Source organism: Clostridium sp. CTA-7, from assembly GCF_054768095.1.
In genome coordinates, this window is sequence record NZ_BAAAAV010000011.1 from 112,284 (window position 1) to 131,836 (window position 19,553).

Sequence of the window (19,553 nt, forward strand, 5' to 3'; positions counted from 1 at the left end):
ACTTATCTAGATATATAATCCATAACTTTAGATATATTTTCTATAACTTCAGAGGCTACTGTACAATATTTATTGGAATAGGAAAGCTCCCCTGCTAACCCATGTATATATGTACCAAGTAAAGCTGAATCCATAATAGAATGTCTTTGTCCTATAAGTGATGATATTATTCCAGTTAAGCAATCCCCCATTCCTCCTGAGGCCATCTTACTATTCCCTGTATTGTTTATGTACACATCATCACCATTTGTTATTACAGTATTGTACCCCTTTAGAACTATTATTACATCATTATCTTTTGCATATTTTTTTGCAATACCTATTCTATCACTTTCAACAAAATCAACTGATTTACCTAGTAGTTTCGCCATTTCTCCCGGATGTGGAGTAAAGACTGCCCTTCCTCTAATCCTTTTCATTAAATCCTTATCTTTTGAAATCAATTGTAATCCATCTGCATCAACTACAAAAAATTTTTCTTCATAGCTTTTTATATCTTTTAGTATATTTTTATATAAGTCTCCTTCTGTTAAACCAGGTCCTATCGCAATTACATCTGAGTTCTCCAATAAACCTTTTACTTTCTCCTCTTCCTTTATATCTAAAGTCATAGCCTCAACTAGCTTACAACTCAATATATCTTGGACATATCCTGAAGATACTAGGGTAATTAATCCTGAACCTGATTTAACACATGCTTCAGTAGTTATATATGCTGCTCCAGTATAACCTTTACTACCTGCTAAAATAGCAATTTTCCCGTACATTCCTTTATGGTCATATAAATTTCTCTTTTTTAGCAATTTGCTATACTCAACTTTTTTTAAAATAGTTATTTTTTCAGAGTTTTCATGCTTAACATAATCTGGAATACCTATATTTAAAACCTCAAGTTTACCCAAATAACTTAATGCTTTATACTCTATAAATCCTCTTTTTATAACTTCAAATGTATAAGTTATATCAGCTTTTATAGCCGCCCCCATTACTTCACCATTATCTGCATTTAATCCTGATGGTACATCAATACTTATTTTAGTTTCCACATATCTATTTATAGTATCTATTAAACCAATATATAATCCGCTTAACTCTCTATTTAATCCTATTCCAAAAAGACAGTCTATTCCAACTTTATAGCTACTAAAGATAGAAATTAAACTTTCTATGTCCTTTTCATTACTAATATAAGTAATTTTTGATGTAATTTTTTTTATTATTTCTAAATTAGTAGAAAATTCATTAGAACAGTTATCATTTTTATTTACGACAACTACCAACACATCCTTATTTTTTAAAATTAACTTTCTTGCAATAGCTAACCCGTCTCCACCATTATTGCCTTTGCCACAGAAAATAATAAATTTTTCTCCCATATTAAAAATTTTATTTACTACTTCATTTGCTGCATTTTCCATAAGGACAATACCTGGTATCCCAACTTTCTCTATGGTGTATTTATCTATACACATACATTTATTTGTTGACATTACATACATTATGCTTCCTCCAAAATAGCAAAAGCTATTGACGACGTATTATTATGTGATATTGATATATTTATATTATATTTTTTACCTATAAGGTTATTTATATTATCACTTAAAAATACCTCAGGCTTTCCTAACTTATCCCTTAAAACCTCTATTTCTTTTAAAGAAAATCCCCTTATACCTGTTCCAAAGGCTTTACTTATAGCCTCTTTAGCTGCAAAATTTCCTGCTACTACTTCTGCCCTCATATTTCTAGATTTAAACATTTCAATTTCTCTTTTAGTGAATAACTTATCTATAAATCCATTTGTTTTATTAATAGCATTTTCAATTCTATCTATTTCAATTATGTCAGTACCTATTCCAATTATCATAAAAATCACCTCTAATATATTTTACTATAAATACTATATGATTATATGTGATTTTTAACTTACTTCAAAATTACAAATTAAAATCTGATACATAGTTATCAACATATTCTCCTAATATGTCAACAAGATGTATTGGAGACACTTCATTAACATATATTAAATTTAAAAGTTCCTTAACCTTTCCTTCAATATTAGATATTTTTCTAATCTCATCCCTTTCTATTGTAATTACATTTCCTTCAACTAAGTCTTGCCTTTCCGCCTCTATGCCAAAAGCTTGTCCACCAAAAAAATCCTCCTTTATCATTCTATAGGCATATCTGCTTTCCTTATTATCATTCTTTGTAATATTGTATAAACTATCAACAATATGCATTTTATCCCCCTCTTTATAAACCATATTAGGTTAATTAACTACTACAATAAAAACATATCATAAAATTTATCAAAACAATGTCAAACATTGTTTGTTATACCATTAAAATATTTCTTTATATTTTTACATTTTTTTCTCAATATATTTTTTTAACATAAAGTTATTTAATAATATAAAACATTTTTATAAATAACATTAGCTTCTTGTCGAATTTGTTGCTTTTTATTATTAATCTTATCTAATTTATATCTATAATTGATGATTTAGTAATAATATTGATATGTTATTGTTAGACTATATATATCTTTAAAAATACTTATATTAATCTGGAATATAAAATATAAATTATTAATAAATATTTTAAATAGTTATTGATATTGTTAATAATTAGACATATAATAATTTTATAATAATTATTATTATATAATATTAATTTGAGGCAGGTGTAAATTTATGAAATCTTTACAATTAAAAAAAGATATACATTGGGTTGGGGCTCTTGATCCAAATTTAAGAATTTTTGATATTATTATGTACACACCTTACGGAACAAGCTATAACTCATATGTTGTTAAAGGAAGTGAAAAAACAGCTGTTTTCGAAACAGTTAAGGTTGAATTTTTTGATGAATATATAGAAAGATTAAAAGATATAGATATTACAAATATTCATTATATCGTTCTTGATCATACTGAGCCTGATCATGCTGGATCAGTGGCTAAGTTGTTAGAAATTTCACCAAATGCCAAAGTAGTAGGCTCTGCTCCTGCAATTAAATTTATGAAAAAAATTGCAAATAGAGACTTTGAATCAATAACTGTTGGCGATGGAGATACATTAAGCTTAGGAAATAAAACTTTACAATTTATTTCTGCCCCTTTCTTACACTGGCCAGATTCAATATACACTTATGTTCCTGAAGACGAAGTTTTAATTACATGTGATTCCTTTGGGTCTCACTATTCATCTGAAGCAATAATAAATAGCAAAGTTGAAAATAAAGATCACTACATGGACGCACTAAAATACTACTTTGATTGTATTTTTGGACCATATAAACCATATGTATTAAAAGCTATAAAAAAGATTGAAAATCTAAAAATTGATATGATTTTACCCGGTCACGGGCCTGTTTTAGTAGAAGAACCAATGAAAATTGTTGAAACTTATAGACAATGGAGTACTCCTGCTTCTCCACTTGACGATGGTAAAAAAATAGTTACAATACCTTATGTTTCAGCATATGGTTATACTGAAACATTAGCTAAGGAAATCGCTAAGGGCATAGAAGCTGCTGGAAACATTGAAGTTAGATTATTTAATGTTATACATCATGAGATGGGTGATATAATTAATAGCATAGGAGAATCAGATGGATTACTATGCGGCTCACCTACTATAGTTAGTGAATTACTTGAACCAATTCGTGATATACTTTCAAAACTAAACCCAGTTGTCCATGGTGGAAAATTAGCTGCTGCATTTGGTTCATATGGTTGGAGTGGAGAAGCTATTCCTAGAATGGAAACAAGATTTAAAGAGTTAAATATGAAGCTGTATGGTCCTAGCTTAAAAATAAACTTCAAACCATCTGATAACGAATTAAAAGAAGCTTATGAATTTGGACTTGGATTTGGAGAAATTTTAACTGGTAAAAAGAAATTTACGCCTATGGCAAAAGCTAAAACAAATATAGAAGAAGTTCCTACAAACGGTGGTTTGAAACTTTGGAAATGTGTAATTTGTGGTGAGATATTTGAAGCTGAGACCGTTCCAGAAATTTGTTCTGTATGTGGAGCTGGAAGTGATCAATTCATAGAAGTAAAGAGAGAGACTAGTAATTATTTAATTGATAAAGAAGAAACCTATGTAATAATAGGTAATGGTGCTGCTGGTTTCTATGCTGCTAAAGCTATAAAGGAAAGAAATGCTAGTGCAATTATAAAACTTATTTCTAATGAAACAGAGCACTCATATGTAAGAACTCAGCTTTCTGATTTAATAACTGATGAAATTGATGATACATTCTACCTTGCAAAAACTAATTGGTATAAAGAAAATAATATAATTGAAATTCTTGGTGCAAATGTAAATAGTATTGATAAGGAAACTAAAACTATTAAATTAGATAATAAACAAGGAATTCGTTATGATAAGTTAGTTTTAGCAAATGGTAGTTATAATTTTGTTCCTCCAACAAAGGTTAAATTAGATGATTCTGAAATAGAAATAAATTCTTGGACTTATAATACTATTAAAGGCATTCATACAGTTAAGAAGCTTAGTGATGTTGAAGCTATTAAAAATGAATTACCTTCTTCTAAAAATGTAGTTATTATTGGTGGTGGCTTACTAGGTTTAGAAGCTGCTTGGGAAGTTCAAAAACGTAATATAAATGTTACTGTAGTTGAATTAGCAGATAGAATGCTTCCTCGTCAATTAGATACTGAAGGATCTAAGTTATTCGAATCACTAGTTAATAAAACTCCTGTTAATGTATTATTAGGTGAAGCTGTTGAATTTATAAATGCAGATAAGAATGGTGTTAAGTCAATTCAATTAAAGAGTGGTAAATTGATTGATGTTGATACTATTATTTATTCTGTTGGAGTTAGATCTAATATTTTCTTAGCTCAGCCTTTAGGAATACAATGTAATAAAGGTATTGTTGTGGATCAATATATGCAAACAAATATTGAAGATATTTATGCTTGCGGAGATGTAGCTGAATTAGATGGAATTTATTATGGAAACTGGCCAGCTGCAATAGAAATGGGTAAAGTTGCTGGGGCTAATGCTACAGGTGATAAAATTAAATTCGAGAAATTTGTTTCATCTACAGTATTTGCTTCAATGAATACTCAAGTATTCTCTGCTGGAACAGTAAACTTTGATGACCCTTCTCTAGAAAAGGTAGGTTATATTGATAGTGTAAATAATAAATACTCTAAATTATTCTTTGAAAACAATAGTCTAGTTGGAGGAATATTAATTGGTAATATCTCTTCTTCTGTAAAAATAATAAATGGAATTCAAAATGGAGAAGATAAAGCAACTGTATTAAGTAAGGGTACTATTTAAAAATAATATATAACTTTATCTCTAAAACTTTATTTTAAATATAACAGGGTAAGCTATTAATTAATATCTTACCCTGTTATACTATTTATTTAAATTTATATTTTAATCTTTAATTAGCAAAATCATTTAAATTATCTGTGTTTTCTAATTCTTTTTCAACTCTTCTATTTCCTACAAATTTAAAATCTTCTGCTACAACTTCAGCTATGTACTTTTTGTTACCATCTTTATCTTCATAGCTTCCTGTTCTCAGTCTTCCACTCAAGCTTATATAGCTTCCTTTTCTCATATATTGACACACTACTTCTGCTTTTCTTCCCCAAATTGTAATTGGTATTAAATCTGATTTTCTTGTGCCATCTTGAGCTTTAAAATTTCTATCTACTGCGATTATGAACCTAGTAAATACTTTATCACTACCCTCTAATGTTCTAAGTTCAGGGTCTTTTATTAACTTTCCTAATAATACTATTTTATTCATTTTTACACCTCCTGAATATCTCTTCTTTGATTATATCCAGTTAGTTTTTTTCTATACATAAACAAATAAAATATTACATATTTTTATAAACACTTTTTTAGAAACAAAATAAGAGACTATATAAAAATAGTCTCTCTAATAGTTTTATTAATTTTTTCGTCTCATTGATAAAACTGAATTTATTTCAGCTCCTAAAATTAGTATCATTGATGTAATATATAACCAAGTCATTAATATAAATACTGCCCCTACGCTTCCATATAACCTTGAATAATTAGCTATATTATTTATATAGTATGAAAACGCTAATGAAACTATTATCCATCCCAAGGTACTTATTATAGCCCCTGGAAAAACCTCTCTCCATGGAATCTTTTTAGCAGGAGTGTACCTATATATCCCTGCAAATATCCAACACATTATAAGCACAACTACTATATACCTGCTTAAATTCCATATTATTATTATTATATTCTGAAATGGAAGTATAGATATTAAATATTTTCCTATCAATTCTCCAAATACTAATAAAGCTAAAGCTAACATTATTATTAAAGCTAAAGCTAAGGTAAAAAATATAGCTACAAATGCTCTTTTTATAAAGGATCTACTTTCCTTCATGTCGTATGCTTTATTAACACCTTTAATAACTGCTCTAAATCCCGATGAAGCTGACCACATTGTAAGAGCAATAGAAGCTCCTAATAAACCAGCATTTTGAGTATCTACAATTTCAACAACTGTGGTATCTACTAATGTAAATACACTATCGGGTAATATAGTTCTTAACCCATCTAAAATATCTGCAGAGTTTAAATTGCTAAAACCAACTAATGTCATTAAGAATATTAAAAATGGGAAAAAGGCTAGTATTAAATAGTATGCAAGTTGAGCACCTAATGCAAATATATCATCATTATTCACTTTTACAATAAAATATATTATACCATCTATTATAGACTTTTTATTTTCATTATTGTTATTAGCCATTAAATCACCACATTATTTATTATTTATTATTTATCTTTTATATTATATCTCAAATAAGTTATATTATAATTCTTTTACATTATTTAATTATTACTTTATATAATACTATATTATTTGAAATTATATAAGCAAAGTAATGTATTTATTTCTAATTCTTTCTAAAAACTATTGATTATAGTATAATCTCTATGTAAAACTTATATAAATTGAAAGGGTGTTTATTATGAAATACATATTAGAAAATGAAAATATAAAAATATCAGCTAATACATTTGGTGGAGAACTTAATAACCTAATTAGTAAAAAGAACTCAACAGAGTTTCTATGGAATGGAGATGAATCATATTGGAAATATCATTCTCCAATATTATTCCCTATAGTTGGTAGGGTTACAGATGGTAAATATTTAGTAGATGGATTAGAATATGAATTACCACAACATGGTCTTGCAAGAACTAAAGACTTTAAAATGATTGAAAAAGACGATAATCATATAGTATTTGAACTTCTATGGTCAGAAGATACATTAAAAGTTTACCCTTATAAGTTTTCATTAAAGCTTTCATATGAGCTTTTAGAAAATGGCGTTAAAGTTGGATATAATGTTACTAATCTTGATGATAAAGATATCTACTTCTCAATAGGAGCTCATCCAGCATTTATGTGCCCATTAATGGTTGGAGAGAAACTTGAAGATTACTACTTTGAATTTAACCAAAAGGAAAACTGTTCTTTAATGGAGCTAAATTCCAAAACTGGATATTTTACTGGTGATAAAAAGCCATACTTCAATGATGAAAACATTATAAATCTATCTTTAGAATTATTTAAACTTGATGCCTTAGTGTTTGGAGATTTAAAGTCAAATATAATAAGCTTAAAATCAAAAAATCATAACAAAAGCTTATCTATGGACTTCTCTGGATTTCCTTATTTAGCTATATGGACAAAAGCAACTGGAGCTCCTTTTGTTTGTATAGAACCATGGTATGGTCATTCAGATTTTTATAATTTTAATGGAGAGTTTAAGGATAAAGCCGGGATTCAAAAATTAAATGTTGGAGATTCATTTACTGCAAACTATAAGCTATTTATAGATTAATAATTCTTATATAGGCATAAATATAGACTTACAGTTTTAATTCATACCTATATTAAAAGAAATTCATATAAAAATAATATTAAAAATAAGTCAAGGTAATACTCTAAGTAGTTTTATACCTTGACTTATTTTTATTAAATGCTAATTAGTTAAGGCAATTGCCCTAACTGGTGATGCATCTCCGCATTCTATTTTTAATGGAGTAGCTACTAGTGTAAACTCTTCGCTATTTATCAGATCTAAATTAGTTAAATTTTCAATTATCAATTTTCCTCTAGATAAAATAATGTTGTGTATTTCAAAATCTATACTATCAAATTTATCAATAGATATTGTGTCTATTCCTATCCCTCTTAAGTTGAAGTCGCATATCCATTTAGCTGCCTCTTCAGTTAAGCTCGGAAAATCATTAAAGTAATCATTACTTCCCCAATATTTTTCCCATCCTGTTTTTAATATTAGAAAATCACAGTTTCTTATCCTATCCTCATATTTTATTAAATCTCTTATAGTAACTTCTTTGAATTGAGAAATATCAACTATAACAGCTATACCTATAAAGTCACTTACATTAAACTCGTCAATATTTTTCCCCTTATTAATCATATGGCTTGGCGCATCAATATGGGTTCCTGTATGAGTACATATTTTTAAAATTTTCTCATTAAAACCATCTTTTTCGATTGTGGCTATATTGTATATCTCAGGCTTCTCATCTTTTGTATATGTAGTCATATCTGTGTTTATATTGTGACTTAAATCTGTAACTCTCATCCTAACTCTCCCATCTATCCATTATTTTATTATTTCCCATTCCTTTGGCAATAAATTTCTATATTTAAGTGTAAAGTATCTGTCATCTATAAGAAGTATCCGTCCCTCATCTGTTTCTGTCCTTATTACTCTTCCAGCCGCCTGCATAACCTTATTTATTCCAGGATAAATATATGCATAATCAAAACCTTTTTCTTCATAATAATCCTTTATTATATCACCTTCATTTGAGATTTTAGGAAATCCAACTCCTACTATTATGCTTCCGATAAGCCTATTCCCTGGTAAATCTATACCCTCTGAAAATACGCCTCCTATAACACAAAATGCTAGTATATTAGATTTATCTTGAAACGTGTCTATAAACTCTTCTTTTTCAGACTCTGTTAAAACCTCTTCTTGACAAATAGTATTACTTTCTCCATAAAGCTCTATATACCTTAAATATATCTTTTTTAAATATTGATAAGATGGTAAAAACACTATATAATTTCCAGATTTTACTTCTATAAATTTTCTTATTAACCCGCATAAATTATCAATATTATTTTCTCTTTGTCTAAATCTCATATTAAGGGGATACCCATAAACTTTTAGATTATCTTTTTTAAATGGAGATGCTAATTTCATTCTATAGCTCTTATCGTCTCCTCCAAGTAAATCTATATAATAATTTATAGGTGTTAAAGTTGCTGAAAATATTATAGTTGAATAGCTTCCTTGAACTATTTTAGACAGATTTTTAGAAGGATTAACACAAAACAGCTTAACTTTAACATTGTTTTTATCTTGCTCTACTAAAGTGACATACTCATCACTATAAAGTTCTGAAATAGATATAAAACTTCTAATATCAAAATATAATTCTTTAATTTCATCATATCCTTCGGTATTTACAGCCTTTATAAGATATTCATCACATTCTTTTAAAACTATTCTTAAAAACTTATATAAATTTTTATACTCTTCTTTTCTGTAAATACTATCTCGCTCTAGCTCCTGAACTTCTCTTCTAATTTCTATGAGTTCTTTATTTGTAGCATTTAATGCCTTATATAAGCTTGGTACCTTTCCTTTAAGTAATCTACTTGCATGTAATATCTTATCCTTATAAATTTCTGCACTAAACATATTTCTAGCTCTATCCACAAGGTTGTGACCTTCATCCACAAGTAATATATTGTTTTCCACATCTTCTTCAAAAAATCTTTTAAGTTTAGCTCTTGGATCAAAGGCATAATTATAATCACATATTATGACATCACACCATAAACTTAAATCTAATGATAGCTCAAATGGACATATACTATTTTTTCTTGAATATAACTCTATTATTTCTCTTGTAAAATTATTTTCCTTTTCTAACATCTTAAATATAATGTTATTTACTTTGTCAAAATAGTCAACTGCATATTCACAATACTCTGGATTACACTTCGCCTTCTCTTTAAAACAAATTTTTTCTTTTGATGTTAAAGTAATATTTCTACATGTAAGTCCATTTTCCTTTAATCTATTTATTGATTCCTCTGCAACAGTTCTGGTTATAGTTTTCGCAGTTAAATATACTATTCTATCTCCTCTATCCTCACCTAAAGATTTTATAGCTGGGAATACTGTAGATATAGTTTTTCCTATTCCTGTTGGAGCCTGTGCAAACAATACAGACTTCTCTTTTATTGTATTAAAGCAGGTAATCGCAAGTTCTTTTTGCCCTTTTCTATAGCTATCAAAAGGGAATTGTAGCCTTTTAATAGATTTATTTCTTGCTTCTTTTAATATCGATTTTAATAATATCCACTTTTTATATTCTTTAATTATAGAAAAAATGAACTCTTCTAATTCATCTAATTTAAATTTTTTATCGAAACTTTTAACCTCTTCCGTTTCTATATTAAAGTAACTTAACCTTATATATATTTCCTTTAAGTTATTTTTTAGAGAATACATGTATGCATAAAATTTACCTTGTGCCCAGTGTAAATCATTATAATCATCATCTATAAATATTAGTGATTTCATAGTGGATTTTATCTCTTCTATATACACATTATCATCTTCTATAATTATTCCATCCGCTCTTCCCTCTACAATTAAAGTTATATCATCTATTTCAAAGGAATGCTCTAATTTTACTTCTTTTTGATAATTCATATATATTTTTTCATTACTACTTTGAAGTTTTTGATGAGCTAACGTTCCTTCTAAAGCTCTACTTCTTCCCATATATCTATCATCTAAGCTACCAGTCTTTAAAATATATTCTATTATTCCTCTAACAGATTCTTTAACTATTCTTTTATTATTCATTAAAGTTCTTCCCTACCTATATACTTTACATATATTATAATCCTAAAGTTAAATAATTAATAGGATATAAAACTGAATAAGGTATTGCCATAATCAAATATAACAACACCTTAATTTAAAATACTTTATTTAATTGAATTTATGGTTTGTGAAAGGTTATTTATGCTAGTAGTAAGATTCTCTAGTTTTCCTTCTATTCTTACTAATAAGTATAAGGAAATTGCTATAGGAAATCCTAAATTAGCTATTAAGTTCACTATCTCTTCCATAAAAAATCACCCCACTATTTAAATATGCTTATAATGGGATTTTTTTAAAAATATAATAATTAAATTTATATAGAAAAACTAATTTAATTAATTTATTATAGTTATCCTATTCTGAATGATATTCATTTACTATTTTTTGTACTAATTTTTTTATAGCACTTGCTTGTGCTATAAGAGACATTACTATAACAAATGTTCTTATACTATTTTCATCTTTTTCATTTAACTTTAATTCAGAAATTATACTATCTAATTTTTCCTCATCTACAGCTGGCTTAATTAAGAAATCTTTAAAGCTCTCACTTTGAGTTTCTGAGAATATCTTATATGCTTTTTCCCAAGATATAATATCATCTGTTCTGTCATTTATCTCATTAAATGCCAAAGTGAAAACCTTTTTAATTTCTTCCGTTGTTAATACCGGTCTCATATAGCTTAAAAGAACTAATTGTACCAAATGTATTTTAGTATAGCCCCTTTTCTTTCCGTCCTCAGGCTTACTTATAACTTCACTCTTTATATAATTTTGAACTATATTATTAGTATATTTATCCTCCATAAACTTATCATTTAAAAAATCTATAACTTGAGATAAAAAAAGATCATATTTCGGTAAATCATCGTAACCAACCATAGTATTATTAGACATTTCTTCGGCAACTTCTGTTATATAATTAGTATCTATTTTCTTTACCATTCTATCCACCTCTACATTTTTACTTTATTATAATTATATAGTATATATAAACTTATTACAAGTTATTTTTTTCTGTTTAATTTAATTTTATTATTATTTTCTTAAAATAATATAAAAATTATCTATTATTTTGAAATTCTTAATTAAAACATGCACTTTATACAATTAACTTTACATATATACATATATTTTTTACATTTTTTTCTTATTTTATTATCTTTTTTTTAATTTTGTTTTGTACAAACTTAATTTTCATCTTCTTAAGCTAGTAGACAAGCCATTCTACATTTTTTTACTGTTTTACTGTAAATTTGATAAATAGTATTGACTTTTCTAATTTATGGTAGTATATTGTATTTATAACTCTAAGAGTCATATTAAATTTGTAATTTTTGAAAATATTTTTCTTTTATGTTGACTTTTAATTACATTTTTAGTAATATTAACTTGCAAGATGTCGAAACTTGTTTTAAGGAGGAAATAAAATGAAATCAACTGGTGTAGTAAGAAGAGTGGATGAATTAGGAAGAATAGTTATTCCTATTGAATTAAGAAGAACATTAGATATAGCTGAAAAAGATGCTTTAGAAATCTATGTAGATGGTGAGCAAATAATATTAAAAAAATATGAACCAGCTTGTATCTTCTGTGGAGATGCTAGAGATGTTGTTAACTACAAAGGTAAAAACATCTGTAAAAACTGCTTAAATGAATTAAAAAAATAATTTTAATACTTATTAAAAAGTCAGTTATAATTAAATCCCCTATGAATTCGTAAATTCGTAGGGGATTTAATTATAACTCTGTTGAGTATTTATAGACTTCTTTTTTAGGTAGATTTCTCTCTTTAGCCACTAGTTTTATAGCTTCTTTTTTGTCTATTCCGCTTTCTATTAATTTTATCAAATGCTCTTCTATTGTTAAATCGCTCCACAAAGCTTCCTTTTCAGCTTTTATCTCATCGTCTGATTTTCCTTCAATAACTAAAACAAACTCTCCTCTCGGTCTGTTTTCTACAAAATATTCAATGGCTAATGATATAGTACCTCTATAAATTTCTTCATGAAGTTTAGTAAGTTCTCTACATATTGCTATCTTTCTATTACCTAAATTATTTAATAAATATTCTAATGTATCCAATAGTCTATGTGGAGCTTCATATAGTATTATAGTATCTCTGACACCATTAATCTCTTCCATTATAGGATTTCTCTCTTTATTTTCTCTTGGTAAAAATCCTCTAAAAATAAACTTTGTTGTATCTAATCCTGAGTAAACTAAAGCAGTTGTTATGGCTGTTGCTCCAGGTAATACTTCAAATTCTATTTCTTGTTCTATGCATTTTTCAACAATTACACTTCCAGGATCAGATATTCCTGGAGTTCCAGCATCAGTAATTAATGCTATATTCATTCCATCTTTTAATCTATTTATTATATCTTCACTTTTCCCTTGCTCATTGTGTTTATGATAACTAAATAAGCTTTTCTTTATATTAAAATGATTTAATAGCTTTAAACTTTGTCTTGTATCTTCTGCTGCTATTATATCTGCATTTTCTAAAACCTCCAAAGCTCTTAATGTTATATCCTTTAAATTACCTATTGGAGTTGGTACTAAATATAATTTCCCTTTTTCCATGAAGCTAAACCTCCCTACCGTATATTTTATTTAATTCACTTGAATAACTACCATCTTCATTATACACATATAAAGGTGCTTCCCACTTTAAATAAGCTCCTCCATCACGTTGGCCTTCAACTAAGACTATATTAGGTGCCTTCTTACTATTTGGTTGTATCATCTGCACTCTTTTAGGCTCAATTTTATGCTTTCTCATAAGTTCGAATATATCTATTAACCTTTCAGGTCTATGTACCATATACATTCTTCCATTATCCTTTAAAAGCTTTCTAGCTGATACTATTACATCCTCTAATGTACATAATACCTCATGCCTAGCTATAGCTAATTTATCATTAGGATTTACTATACCTGAATTATTTAATTTATAGGGAGGATTAACAGTTAAAACATCAAATTTGCCTAACTTACTTAGAAAATTTATATCTTTCAAATCAGCATCTTCAAATTTAATTACTTCTTCTAATTTATTATAGATACTACTTCTTCTAGCCATTTCCACCATATCGCTTTGAATCTCGATTCCAATAGCTTCTTTAGGCTTATATTTCCCATATAATAAAAAAGGAACTATTCCAGTACCTGTGCATAAATCTATAACTCTATGATTTCTTTTTACATTAGCAAAATTAGATAATAGTACTGCGTCTACACCAAATCTAAATCCTGATTTTTTTTGTATTAAATATAAGTTATCTAGCTGTAAATCATCAATAGATTCATCTTCTAGTAAATTAATATTTCTATTCATCTTAAATACCTCTAATTTCTTTTGTAATTATATTATTAGTATCAACATTAATATAAATTATAATAATAAGTCTACCAATTAAACATAATGAACCTTAGACTCTTCTTAAATATATACTTATAAGCTTTAAAACTAATCTAAATTATATCATAAAATATTATCCTATTAATATTTTATTTTTTAAATTAAATTAGTAAAAACATAATAATATATTATTATGAAAATAAACTCCGCCTAAAATAAGACGGAGTTTATAAAAATCATATAATTAACTTCTAATTAAAGTACTCTTCTAGCAGTAGTGAATGATGTAAGAGGTGAAACCTTAACTGCATCTCCTGGTTGTGGAGCATGTATATATTGTCCTCCACCTACATAAATTCCAACGTGATCTAAACCATAAGTAAATACTAGGTCTCCTGGTTGTAATTCATTATATGAAACTTCACGTCCCACTCCAACCTGTGAATAAGTTGTCCTTGTTATGTCCATCCCCGCTACATTTCTATATACAAAACTAGTAAATCCTGAACAATCAAAACTACTAGGTCCTGTTGCTCCATAAACATATGGAGTACCTATATATCCATATGCAAAATCTACTATTGCATTACCTGAACTACTTGTTCCTGCATTACCTGATCCAGATCCTCTATTTGGTATACTTGCTGCTTCTTCTTGAGCTTTTAATTCCTCAACTTTAGCTGTTCCTGCATCTATTGCATTTCTAACTTCTTCAATTACAGTTGGACTCTTAAGCTGATTATCTTTAATGTTTATTAATTGGCTTATAGCACTTTGAAGAGCTGATTTATCGTTAGATGATTTTACTATTTCAAGTTGATGTTCAACTAAACCTCTTTCTGCAACAGATAAAAACTCAGCATCGAATTTTAATTGCTCAGCCTGTGCTTCTGCAATAAAACTTTCCTGCTCTGCTTTCTTAGTTTCAAATTCTGATAGAGTCTTATTAGTTTCCTCATTTATTTTAGCTATTTCATTTGATTTTTCTTCTAAAGAAGATACTTTCTCGTCTAATTTTTCTTTCTTATCTACTAAATCTGTTACTATCTTTTTATCAATACTTACAAGTCTATTAGCAGAATCTAATTTAGAAACAAGATCACCAAAACTATCAGCGCTAAATAGAAGCATTAAATAACTTCCTTGTCCACCTGACTTATATAGCTCTCTTAACCTTTTTCCTAATACTTCCTCTTTTTCTGAAATTTCAGTTTTTGAATTTTCAATTTCTTTCTTTGTGTTTTGAACTTCATCCTTAATAGATTCCATTTGCTTCTTATTATTTTCAACCTTTTCAGCTAATGGTGCTATTTGTTCATTTAAACTATATATCTTACCTTGAATATCTTCTATCTTCTTATTTATTTCGTTATACTCTTGTTGATTTTTTTCTATTACCTCCTGATTTGGAGTAGCAAAAACCGGCGTGACTGAAGTTATTGTTAAAGCACCTGCTATAACAATTGATAAAATCTTCTTTTTCATAAGTGTTTGGTCCTTAGACCATCCCCCTCTCCCTATATGATTTATTACCATTATAACACTTATGGAAAGCTTGGACAATGGTAATTTTTAAAAAATGAGATATTTAGACCATGTAAATGTATACTATACATATGTAGATAAGTCTTGGTTATCCATATATAACCATGATTACCTAGTTTTCATTATAATTATATGCTATTCATAACCATCATTATTATAATTTTATAAATAAATTATTAAAAATTTATTTATAAAAAGGTATAGGAATATATTTCTATATATTCCTATACCTTTTTAAAGACTTACTTTGTACTAAAGATGAAATAGATACAATTACTATAAATAAAATTATTATATACTTAGATTGATTTGGTAAAATATAATCAGCTATTCCTAATACAACACCTAATGCTCCTATAGATATATTAAATATTCCGTTAACCTTCATAAACTTATCAATATCACTATAAACTCCACTATTGCTTAATAGCTTTTTAGTCTTTTTGCTCTTTAATGATAATAATCCCATTAATATAAAGCCTATGCTTCCCAAAATAATTACTATAGTACTTCCTCTCATTAATTTGTTCCTCCTAAATATATATAATATCTATATATATTAAAACAACAGAAAAATAATTTCAACATTTTATTTTTAAAACTGTTGACATAGCAGGTTATAATTACTATAATTATAATGTACTTCGGGGTGTGGCGCAGATGGGAGCGCGCGTGGTTTGGGACCATGAGGTCGCAGGTTCAATCCCTGTCACCCCGACCATAAAAAAATCCTCTCTATTATTGAGAGGATTTTTTATTTTATTTATTATTTCTTACTTATTAAGTATAATAATTTTTAATTTTAAGTAAATTTTATTTTAATATTTGTATTTTAAATTATATATAGATATACTATATTAATTGCAATCCATATAGTCATTAACTTCTTTAAGTTTATCTTCAAACCCAATAGATTTACAAGAAATTAATACTATAGGAATTATTGATATATAAACACACAATATTAATATCAACATAAATCTTATCCCCTTTTCAAAATTCTAATTACAATACTTATATGAAAGAGGGGTCATAATTGTTAAAATTTTTATATACTACTAAAATAATATAAATTAACATAATATTTAACTTATTATAATATTATGTTAAATAACACTTGAAGGAGGTAGTCATAAATATATGGATAATATACAAGCAGTTATATTTGATTTAGATGGAACACTAATAGACTCAATGGGAATATGGGCTCAAATAGATGAAGAATATTTAAGTAAGTTTGGTTATAATGTTCCTGATAATCTTCAAGAAAAAATAACTCATCTTACTCTTACTGAAACAGCTATCTATTTTAAAAACAATTTTAATATAGATAGCAGCATAGAAGATATTATATTTACATGGCATGAAATGGCCTTTTATCATTATTCTAATACAATTAAACTAAAAGATGGTGTAGTAGAGTATTTAACTTTACTAAAACAAAAAGGTGTGAAAATCGCCTTAGCAACTAGTAATTCTATACCCCTACTAGAGGTAACACTTAAGAGAAATAATATATACCACTTTTTTGATTCAATAACTACAACAGAAGAAGTAAAAAAATCAAAAGATAATCCCGACATATATTTACTATCTGCCAAAAAACTTAATGTTGATCCAAATAAATGTTTAGTTTTTGAAGATATAGTACAAGCTGTTAAAGGGGCAAAGCTTGCAGGCATGAAAGTGTTTGCTATTTATGATAAAGCATCTGAAAATCAAAAGGAAGCCTTAATAAATATAGCTGATAAATACATATTAAGCTTTAATGAATTACTATAAAAAATAAAGGAATTGACATCAATTCCTTTATTTTTTATACTTTATTATGCTCTAGTAACTACGTATTTCTTTTCTAATTCTTTAACAACATCTAAATACTTTCTTTGTTGCATTTCTTGTAGTAATGTATTTACAATTTGATCCTTAACTTCATCAAATAGCATTTCTTTACCTTCATTTTTCTCTTCAACCTTTATCAAATGATAGCCAAATTGAGTTTGAACAGAATCGCTTACAACACCTATTTCTAAGTTAAATGCAGCTTCTTCAAATTCTGGAACCATCATACCTCTACCAAAAGCTCCAAGGTTTCCTCCTTGCTCCTTAGATGGGCAAGTTGAATATTTAACAGCAGCTTCTTCAAATGTAATTTCATTTGAATCAATTTCGCTTTTAATTTTATCACAAAGTTCTTTTGAATCAACTAATATATGTTTTGCTGTAACTGTTGGTTGTTGAGTAAAAACATTCTTATTATTATTATAATAATCTAAAGCATCCTCATCTGTAACAGTAACTTCTAATAATAATTTATTTATTGTTAATTGAGTTAAAATATCTTTTTCTGCCTGTTTTACATTTTCTCTATACTCTTCTGTAGAGTCTATATTTAATTCCTTACCTAGCATGTTTATTAGTTCAAAAGAAACCATTTGCTCTAATAATTGTTTTTTTGCTTCTACTGTTTTAAAGTATTCTCTTCTTTCTGCTGGGTATTTCATAATTACTGCTTGTAAATCAGACTCTTTTATTTCTCTTCCTGCTATCGTAGCCAAAATTTTATCTTCCATTAAAATATCTCCTTTAAATAAAAATTTGTTAACATAGTTAATTATACCAGAGTTTATATTAAAATATATATGATTTATTAATTTAATATAAATTTACGATTAAATTAGTATTACTTGTTGATAATAATTATTAGTAGTATTATAATTAAATAAACTTTATAAGGAGGATGTTTTTAATGGAATTAGGAAAATTAGCACCAGATTTTACACTTATGGGATCTGATGGAAAAGAACATAAATTAAGTGACTATAGAGGAAAAAAAGTAATAGTATATTTTTATCCTAAGGATAATACTCCGGGATGCTCTACAGAAGCCTGTGATTTTAGAGATAATATAACTGAAATAAGTGATTTAAATGCTATAGTTCTTGGTATAAGTAAAGATAACTTAAACTCACATAATAAATTTATTGAAAAATTTAACTTACCATTTGTTTTATTAAGTGATGAAGAAAAAGTTGTTTGCCAGCTATATGATGTTATTAAAGAAAAAAATATGTATGGTAAAAAAGTTTTAGGAATAGAAAGAAGTACTTTCATTATTGATGAAAATGGAATTCTAATAAATGAATTTAGAAAAGTTAAAGTTAAAGGTCATGTAGATGCCTTATTAGAATTTATTAAATAAAAAAAGTCGCCAAGGCGAGCTTGTCGAGGCGTCGACTTTTTTAGCGCATGTGAATTTCCGAATCTTGCCTGAGGAAAATCTTGTAAGCGCACTATATTCATATTTTTACTCTTTAGGCGATACCTAAATACCTTACAGTAGTTATTCATAATAAATATAAAAATATAATTTCCTAAAGAGTAAAAAAGCACTAACAAATGTTAGTGCTTTTTTATCTGGTGGCTCGACCAGGAATCGAACCAGGGACACGAGGATTTTCAGTCCTCTGCTCTACCGACTGAGCTATCGAGCCATATAACCTGGCAACGTTCTACTCTCCCACACAGTTTCCCATGCAGTACCATCGACGCTGTAGAGCTTAACTTTCCTGTTCGGAATGGAAAGGAGTGTTTCCTCTACGCCATCATCACCAGATATCAGAGTGTTCTCTGAAAATTGCA

At 27.5% G+C, this 19,553-nt stretch carries 19 protein-coding genes, 2 tRNA genes and 1 rRNA gene; 6 read left to right on the forward strand and 16 right to left on the reverse strand.

All coding sequences use genetic code 11. The features are described 5' to 3' along the window. Positions 1-2: 2 nt before the first annotated feature. The 3 genes from ACYUEX_RS17400 to ACYUEX_RS17410 form a co-directional block, all read right to left on the reverse strand. Entirely contained in the window at positions 3-1,499 is a 1,497-nt protein-coding gene (locus tag ACYUEX_RS17400) for an NAD(P)H-hydrate dehydratase (protein WP_460289283.1), read from the reverse strand. Further along, positions 1,499-1,867 (reverse strand): holo-ACP synthase, encoded by a 369-nt coding sequence (gene acpS / locus ACYUEX_RS17405; RefSeq protein ID WP_460289284.1) that lies wholly within the window; start codon positions 1,865-1,867, stop codon positions 1,499-1,501. Before acpS ends, ACYUEX_RS17400 begins: the two co-directional genes overlap by 1 nt. Positions 1,868-1,937: 70 nt before the next feature. Further along, positions 1,938-2,243, reverse strand: a complete 306-nt coding sequence (locus tag ACYUEX_RS17410; protein ID WP_460289285.1) for a DUF6514 family protein — start codon at positions 2,241-2,243, stop codon at positions 1,938-1,940. 453 nt (positions 2,244-2,696) lie between these two features. Here ACYUEX_RS17410 and ACYUEX_RS17415 point away from each other — a divergent pair, with 453 nt between their 5' ends. Further along, positions 2,697-5,324, forward strand: coding sequence for an FAD-dependent oxidoreductase (locus tag ACYUEX_RS17415; RefSeq protein ID WP_460289286.1), 2,628 nt, complete (start codon positions 2,697-2,699; stop codon positions 5,322-5,324). A gap of 109 nt (positions 5,325-5,433) precedes the next feature. On the opposite strand, the gene ACYUEX_RS17420 is transcribed toward ACYUEX_RS17415, so the two are convergent. Further along, positions 5,434-5,805 carry a single-stranded DNA-binding protein gene (locus ACYUEX_RS17420; protein WP_322413311.1) on the reverse strand — a complete coding sequence of 124 codons (372 nt, stop codon included), beginning with the start codon at positions 5,803-5,805 and terminating at the stop codon, positions 5,434-5,436. A 147-nt stretch (positions 5,806-5,952) separates the two neighbouring features. Next, positions 5,953-6,795, reverse strand: coding sequence for a YihY/virulence factor BrkB family protein (locus tag ACYUEX_RS17425; protein WP_411169139.1), 843 nt, complete (start codon positions 6,793-6,795; stop codon positions 5,953-5,955). A 223-nt stretch (positions 6,796-7,018) separates the two neighbouring features. Between ACYUEX_RS17425 and ACYUEX_RS17430 the strand changes: the two genes are divergently transcribed. After that, positions 7,019-7,897, forward strand: a complete 879-nt coding sequence (locus tag ACYUEX_RS17430) for an aldose 1-epimerase family protein (protein ID WP_460289287.1) — start codon at positions 7,019-7,021, stop codon at positions 7,895-7,897. 141 nt (positions 7,898-8,038) lie between these two features. Here ACYUEX_RS17430 and ACYUEX_RS17435 read toward each other — a convergent pair whose 3' ends face one another. The 4 genes from ACYUEX_RS17435 to ACYUEX_RS17450 form a co-directional block, all read right to left on the reverse strand. After that, positions 8,039-8,671 carry a cyclase family protein gene (locus ACYUEX_RS17435; protein ID WP_411169141.1) on the reverse strand — a complete coding sequence of 211 codons (633 nt, stop codon included), beginning with the start codon at positions 8,669-8,671 and terminating at the stop codon, positions 8,039-8,041. Between the two features lie 21 nt (positions 8,672-8,692). Beyond that, positions 8,693-10,981: a helicase C-terminal domain-containing protein gene (locus ACYUEX_RS17440; RefSeq protein WP_460289288.1), complete on the reverse strand. Its 2,289-nt coding sequence runs from the start codon at positions 10,979-10,981 to the stop codon at positions 8,693-8,695. Between the two features lie 125 nt (positions 10,982-11,106). Next, complete coding sequence (locus tag ACYUEX_RS17445) at positions 11,107-11,250, reverse strand: YvrJ family protein (protein ID WP_411169143.1); 144 nt, start codon at positions 11,248-11,250, stop codon at positions 11,107-11,109. Between the two features lie 106 nt (positions 11,251-11,356). Then, positions 11,357-11,947, reverse strand: a complete 591-nt coding sequence (locus ACYUEX_RS17450) for a DUF1836 domain-containing protein (protein WP_411169144.1) — start codon at positions 11,945-11,947, stop codon at positions 11,357-11,359. Between the two features lie 485 nt (positions 11,948-12,432). Between ACYUEX_RS17450 and ACYUEX_RS17455 the strand changes: the two genes are divergently transcribed. Then, complete coding sequence (locus ACYUEX_RS17455) at positions 12,433-12,672, forward strand: AbrB/MazE/SpoVT family DNA-binding domain-containing protein (protein WP_016207519.1); 240 nt, start codon at positions 12,433-12,435, stop codon at positions 12,670-12,672. A 70-nt stretch (positions 12,673-12,742) separates the two neighbouring features. Here the strand turns inward: ACYUEX_RS17455 and rsmI are convergent, their stop codons facing one another. The 4 genes from rsmI to ACYUEX_RS17475 all read right to left on the reverse strand — a co-directional run bounded on the left by rsmI (position 12,743) and on the right by ACYUEX_RS17475 (position 16,431). After that, positions 12,743-13,588, reverse strand: coding sequence for a 16S rRNA (cytidine(1402)-2'-O)-methyltransferase (gene rsmI, locus ACYUEX_RS17460; protein WP_411169145.1), 846 nt, complete (start codon positions 13,586-13,588; stop codon positions 12,743-12,745). A gap of 4 nt (positions 13,589-13,592) precedes the next feature. Continuing rightward, positions 13,593-14,342: a tRNA1(Val) (adenine(37)-N6)-methyltransferase gene (locus tag ACYUEX_RS17465; protein ID WP_460289289.1), complete on the reverse strand. Its 750-nt coding sequence runs from the start codon at positions 14,340-14,342 to the stop codon at positions 13,593-13,595. A 279-nt stretch (positions 14,343-14,621) separates the two neighbouring features. After that, the gene (locus ACYUEX_RS17470; RefSeq protein ID WP_411169147.1) at positions 14,622-15,851 is read right to left on the reverse strand and encodes a C40 family peptidase; all 1,230 of its coding nucleotides are present in this window, start codon (positions 15,849-15,851) and stop codon (positions 14,622-14,624) included. Between the two features lie 274 nt (positions 15,852-16,125). After that, on the reverse strand, positions 16,126-16,431 hold the full coding sequence (locus ACYUEX_RS17475) for a hypothetical protein (protein ID WP_411169148.1): 306 nt from the start codon (positions 16,429-16,431) through the stop codon (positions 16,126-16,128). Between the two features lie 125 nt (positions 16,432-16,556). Between ACYUEX_RS17475 and ACYUEX_RS17480 the strand changes: the two genes are divergently transcribed. Together ACYUEX_RS17480 and ACYUEX_RS17485 are read left to right on the forward strand one after the other, a co-directional pair. Continuing rightward, positions 16,557-16,632 (forward strand) — tRNA-Pro (locus ACYUEX_RS17480). Positions 16,633-17,051: 419 nt separating this feature from the next. Continuing rightward, the gene (locus ACYUEX_RS17485; protein WP_460289290.1) at positions 17,052-17,693 is read left to right on the forward strand and encodes an HAD family hydrolase; all 642 of its coding nucleotides are present in this window, start codon (positions 17,052-17,054) and stop codon (positions 17,691-17,693) included. Positions 17,694-17,737: 44 nt separating this feature from the next. Here the strand turns inward: ACYUEX_RS17485 and ACYUEX_RS17490 are convergent, their stop codons facing one another. Beyond that, a complete protein-coding gene (locus ACYUEX_RS17490; protein WP_460289292.1) occupies positions 17,738-18,484 on the reverse strand; it encodes a peptidylprolyl isomerase in 747 nt (248 codons plus the stop codon). Positions 18,485-18,660: 176 nt separating this feature from the next. Here ACYUEX_RS17490 and bcp point away from each other — a divergent pair, with 176 nt between their 5' ends. After that, positions 18,661-19,113 (forward strand): thioredoxin-dependent thiol peroxidase, encoded by a 453-nt coding sequence (gene bcp / locus ACYUEX_RS17495; protein WP_460289293.1) that lies wholly within the window; start codon positions 18,661-18,663, stop codon positions 19,111-19,113. A 216-nt stretch (positions 19,114-19,329) separates the two neighbouring features. Here bcp and ACYUEX_RS17500 read toward each other — a convergent pair. Next, positions 19,330-19,405, reverse strand: a tRNA-Phe gene (locus ACYUEX_RS17500). Between the two features lie 5 nt (positions 19,406-19,410). Continuing rightward, positions 19,411-19,527: ribosomal RNA gene (gene rrf / locus ACYUEX_RS17505) — 5S ribosomal RNA — on the reverse strand. Between the last annotated feature and the right edge of the window lie 26 nt (positions 19,528-19,553).

Coding starts and splice junctions, on each gene's coding strand:
- acpS (WP_460289284.1), bottom strand. CDS start 1,867: ATGATAATTGGAATAGGTACTGACATAATTGAAATAGATAGAATTGAA.
- ACYUEX_RS17420 (WP_322413311.1), bottom strand. CDS start 5,805: ATGAATAAAATAGTATTATTAGGAAAGTTAATAAAAGACCCTGAACTT.
- ACYUEX_RS17470 (WP_411169147.1), bottom strand. CDS start 15,851: ATGAAAAAGAAGATTTTATCAATTGTTATAGCAGGTGCTTTAACAATA.
- ACYUEX_RS17490 (WP_460289292.1), bottom strand. CDS start 18,484: ATGGAAGATAAAATTTTGGCTACGATAGCAGGAAGAGAAATAAAAGAG.
- ACYUEX_RS17435 (WP_411169141.1), bottom strand. CDS start 8,671: ATGAGAGTTACAGATTTAAGTCACAATATAAACACAGATATGACTACA.
- ACYUEX_RS17410 (WP_460289285.1), bottom strand. CDS start 2,243: ATGCATATTGTTGATAGTTTATACAATATTACAAAGAATGATAATAAG.
- ACYUEX_RS17455 (WP_016207519.1), top strand. CDS start 12,433: ATGAAATCAACTGGTGTAGTAAGAAGAGTGGATGAATTAGGAAGAATA.
- ACYUEX_RS17485 (WP_460289290.1), top strand. CDS start 17,052: ATGGATAATATACAAGCAGTTATATTTGATTTAGATGGAACACTAATA.
- rsmI (WP_411169145.1), bottom strand. CDS start 13,588: ATGGAAAAAGGGAAATTATATTTAGTACCAACTCCAATAGGTAATTTA.
- ACYUEX_RS17475 (WP_411169148.1), bottom strand. CDS start 16,431: ATGAGAGGAAGTACTATAGTAATTATTTTGGGAAGCATAGGCTTTATA.
- ACYUEX_RS17430 (WP_460289287.1), top strand. CDS start 7,019: ATGAAATACATATTAGAAAATGAAAATATAAAAATATCAGCTAATACA.
- ACYUEX_RS17400 (WP_460289283.1), bottom strand. CDS start 1,499: ATGTATGTAATGTCAACAAATAAATGTATGTGTATAGATAAATACACC.
- ACYUEX_RS17445 (WP_411169143.1), bottom strand. CDS start 11,250: ATGGAAGAGATAGTGAACTTAATAGCTAATTTAGGATTTCCTATAGCA.
- ACYUEX_RS17465 (WP_460289289.1), bottom strand. CDS start 14,342: ATGAATAGAAATATTAATTTACTAGAAGATGAATCTATTGATGATTTA.
- ACYUEX_RS17425 (WP_411169139.1), bottom strand. CDS start 6,795: ATGGCTAATAACAATAATGAAAATAAAAAGTCTATAATAGATGGTATA.
- ACYUEX_RS17415 (WP_460289286.1), top strand. CDS start 2,697: ATGAAATCTTTACAATTAAAAAAAGATATACATTGGGTTGGGGCTCTT.
- bcp (WP_460289293.1), top strand. CDS start 18,661: ATGGAATTAGGAAAATTAGCACCAGATTTTACACTTATGGGATCTGAT.
- ACYUEX_RS17440 (WP_460289288.1), bottom strand. CDS start 10,981: ATGAATAATAAAAGAATAGTTAAAGAATCTGTTAGAGGAATAATAGAA.
- ACYUEX_RS17450 (WP_411169144.1), bottom strand. CDS start 11,947: ATGGTAAAGAAAATAGATACTAATTATATAACAGAAGTTGCCGAAGAA.